The sequence below is a fragment of the Piscinibacter sp. genome, assembly GCF_050175855.1.
In the GTDB taxonomy this organism is placed as follows: Bacteria; Pseudomonadota; Gammaproteobacteria; order Burkholderiales; family Burkholderiaceae_C; genus Piscinibacter.
In genome coordinates this window covers 1-3,417 of sequence record NZ_JBFXIO010000476.1, presented here as the reverse complement: position 1 = coordinate 3,417, position 3,417 = coordinate 1, and the positions used below count along the sequence as shown (strand labels likewise).

At 73.7% G+C, this 3,417-nt stretch carries 2 protein-coding genes and 1 pseudogene; all 3 read right to left on the bottom strand.

The annotated features are described in order from the left end of the window. A pseudogene (locus AB7U92_RS24160) lies at window positions 1-676 on the bottom strand (acetyl-CoA hydrolase/transferase C-terminal domain-containing protein); the annotation flags it as partial. An 80-nt stretch (window positions 677-756) separates the two neighbouring features. Next, entirely contained in the window at window positions 757-1,845 is a 1,089-nt protein-coding gene (locus AB7U92_RS24155) for a lipocalin-like domain-containing protein (protein ID WP_428582913.1), read from the bottom strand. Next, on the bottom strand, window positions 1,845-3,417 hold a 1,573-nt coding region (locus AB7U92_RS24150), incomplete at its 5' end, for an FtsX-like permease family protein (RefSeq protein WP_428582911.1). The genes AB7U92_RS24150 and AB7U92_RS24155, both read right to left, overlap by 1 nt.

Sequence of the window (3,417 nt, the reverse complement as noted above, 5' to 3'; positions counted from 1 at the left end):
TCGGCGGGGCGCACACCGCGTGCGAGCCGGCGGGGTCGGAGACGTCGAGGTCGTAGAATGCCGGCGCGACCACGGCCCCGTTGGGCATGAAGGGCATCTTGCGGTTGATCACCCCGACGGTCAGCAGCGGCTGCCCGACCGAGCGAAGCTTCTCCACCACCTCGAAGGTGACCTCCGGGTTGCTCGACAGCGACAGCCGCATCGCCTCGCCCTCACCACGCGCGGCCACCGCCTGCGCGATCACGTTCATGCCCTGCAGCGCCATGTCGCGGGCGACGAAGGTGTAGTTGGTGGAGATGTAGTTCTGCTGCGCCGCCGGGTTGCCGAGGTAGTCGCCGGTCTTCATGAAGAACTCTCGCACCTCGATGTTGGGCGGCAACGTGCCGGCGCGCAGGTCCTTCACGTAGGCGAGGTCGGGGTAGTCCTCGAACACGCGCTCGACCAGCGGCCCGAGGAAGTGCTGCTCCAGCTCGCTCTTGCCGACGGGCTTCTCCAGTGACAGCGCGGTGACGATGCGCAGCCGCCGCGACGGGTTGGCCTTGATGCGCCGGTACAGCGCGTTGACGAAAGGGTTGGGCTTGCCGACGGCCAGCGGAATGCCCATCACGATATCGCCCTGCACGGTGTCGAGCACGCGGTCGACCGCGGCCTCGATGCTGTCGACGAACTGCGCCATGCCTGTCTCCGTTGTCGTGAATGCCGACGAGTGTGCGCGAGCCGGCCGGCGCACACGTTGACGCATTTCAATCGCGGGGCCTACAGCCGCAGCCTGTCGGCGTAGCCGGTCATCTCCAGGTAGCCCAGGCCGATGCGGCGACCGCCGTCGTCGAGCAGCTCCGACAGGCCTTCCCAGTAGATCGCGCCGGTGCTGCCGCGGCTGTCGAGTTCCTGGTCGGCCAGCAGCGCGCGCACGCGGTGCACCCCGGCCGGCGTGCTGACCCGCCAGGCGACGGGGTAGGTGGCGTTCGAGACGGGGCTGGTCCAGCGCTCCAGGGGTTCGAACACCACCTCGTCGGCTGCGAAGGCGCGCACGGCGCTGCCCGCCTGGCGCAGGCTGCCGCCGGCCCACAGCGCGCTGCCGTCCGGGCGGCGCAGGCGGAAGGCGGTGAGGGCGCTGCCGTCGGCGAGGTTGATGCCGATCCAGTCCCAGCCGCTGGCCTGGGCGTCGAGGATCTGCTCGCTCCATTCGTGGTCCAGCCAGGCGCGGCCCTGCACGGCCTGGGGCTTGCCGTCGCGCGTCAGTGTGCCGCGCACGGCCAGCTGCGGCTGGCTGTAGTAGTGGCTGGCCTGCTCGGGCCGCGGGCCCTTGCGCGAGAAGCCGGCCTCGCCCTGCAGCAGCAGCGGCTGGGTGGTGGCGAGTTCGAAGTCGAAGGCGAAGCCGGCGGCGTCGCTGGCCAGGCGGGCGCGGTAGACGCTCGCCTCGACCGGGCCGCCGCGTTCGAAGCGCCAGCCGCGCAGCGCCACGCGGGTGTCGTCTTCGGCGGCTTGCGCCACCTCGAAGCCGGCGCGGGCGATGCGCTGGTCGTGGCGCAGCCGCCGGGCAGCCAGGTCGGAGAGCGCGGCGTGCGCGAACACGAGGTGGCGCGCGGCGAAGCGGCTCGGGTGGTCGCGGGCGACGTCGGTGCGCGAGCGGAAGAAGGTCACCTGGAAGCCGAAGCGCGGCTCCGTCTCGCCCGGCGCGGCCAGCCAGCCGGTGGCGTACCACCATTCGGTGCGTGCCTCGGGGTGCGAGCCGTGGTCGCGCGGGAAGCTCAGCGCGCGGCCGCGCTGCACCGGCGCGGCGTGGGCCGCCCACGGCAGCGCTGGCAGCAGCGCGCCGACCAGCAGCAGGGGGCGTCGTCGCATTACCAGTCTTCCTTCACCGCCAGGGCCGCCTGCCGGCTGCCCGCGGCGCGGCCGGCCCACCAGGCGGTGAGCGTGCCCGCCGCGGCCATCGCGGCGCACAGCAGCGCGAGCCGGCCCCAGGGCAGCAGCAGCTCCATCGTCCAGTGGAAGCTCTGCGGGTTGACCACGTGCACCAGCACTGCGCTGACGGCGATGCCCAGCAGCAGGCCGAGTGCCACGCCGGCGCCGCTCCACACCGCGCCTTCGCCGGCGACGACCGCCAGCACCTGCGCGCGCTTCAGCCCGAGGTGGGCGAGCAGGCCGAACTCGCGCCGCCGCGCCAGCACCTGGGCCGAGAAGCTCGCCGCGATGCCGACCAGCCCGATCGCGATGGCCACCGCCTGCAGCCAGTAGGTGACGGCGAAGCTGCGGTCGAAGATGCGCAGCGACAGCGCGCGGATCTCGCCGGCCGAGGCGAACTCCAGCGCGGCGTCCGGCCTGGCCAGGTCACGGATGTTCTGCTGCACGGCGGCGAGGTCGGCCTCGGGGGCCATCCACAGCGCCAGGTCGTTGAGCCGCGTGTCGCCGGTGAGCTGGCGGTAGTCGCCGAGGTCCAGCTTCACCGCGCCGTGTTGCCGTGCATAGTCGCGCCAGACCGCACGCACGAAAGCGGGGACGCGGCGGCCATCGGGCAGCGGCAGCTCGAAGCGCTCGCCGGCGCGCAGGCCGTAGAGGTTGGCCAGCGGTTCGCTCGCGTAGACCGACAGCAGGCCTTCGCGCGGCGGCAGCAGCTCGCCGAGCAGCGGCAGGCGCCGCGCCGGCTCGTCGGCGATCGGCTGCGCCACCAGCGACACCGCGGGCCGCTGCGGGTCGAGCTGGATGGCCGCCACGCGCTGGCCCTCGATGCGCGCCACGCCGGGCAGGGCGCGGGCGCGTTCCACCAGCGCATCGGACACGTAGACGGCGTCGGTGCCGCCGCTGGTGGCGCTGCGGGCGTAGAGGTCGGCGGGCAGCACACTGTCGAGCCACAGCGTCACCGCCTCGCGGAAGCTGGTCACCATCACCGTCAGCGCCACGGCCAGCGCCAGGCTGGCCACCACGCCGGCCACGGCGATGGTGGCACTGCCGCGCTCGTGGCGCGCGCGCTGCACCGCCAGCAGCGCCAGCGCGTGGCGCGGCGGCTTCGTCCACTTCAGCAGTGCGCCAACCATGGCGGGCACGCAGGCGATGCCGCCGAGCAGCAGGCAGGCCACCGACACGTAGGCGGCCAGCGGGATGTCGAACAGCGGCGGGGCCTGAGTGAGCAGCACGCCGGCCAGCAGCAGCACAGGCCCCGCCCAGACAGCGCTGCGATGCGCCGCGCCGTCGCCCAGGCCCTTGAGCGCCTGCGCCGGCGCGATGCGCTGCGCGGTGCGTGCCGGCAGCCAGCCGCCCGCGATGGCCACGGCCACGCCGAGCACGCCGTACACCGTGGCGGCCGCCGCGCTGAACTGCAGGCTGGGCGTGACGCCGGGGAAGTAGGCGCCGCCGAGGTCGCCCGACAGCAGCGACAGCGCGAGCGCCGCCATGGCCGTGCCCAGCGCCAGGCCGATG

Excerpts from the sequence above, each read along its gene's own strand:
- AB7U92_RS24155 (WP_428582913.1), bottom strand. The coding sequence starts at position 1,845 with ATGCGACGACGCCCCCTGCTGCTGGTCGGCGCGCTGCTGCCAGCGCTG.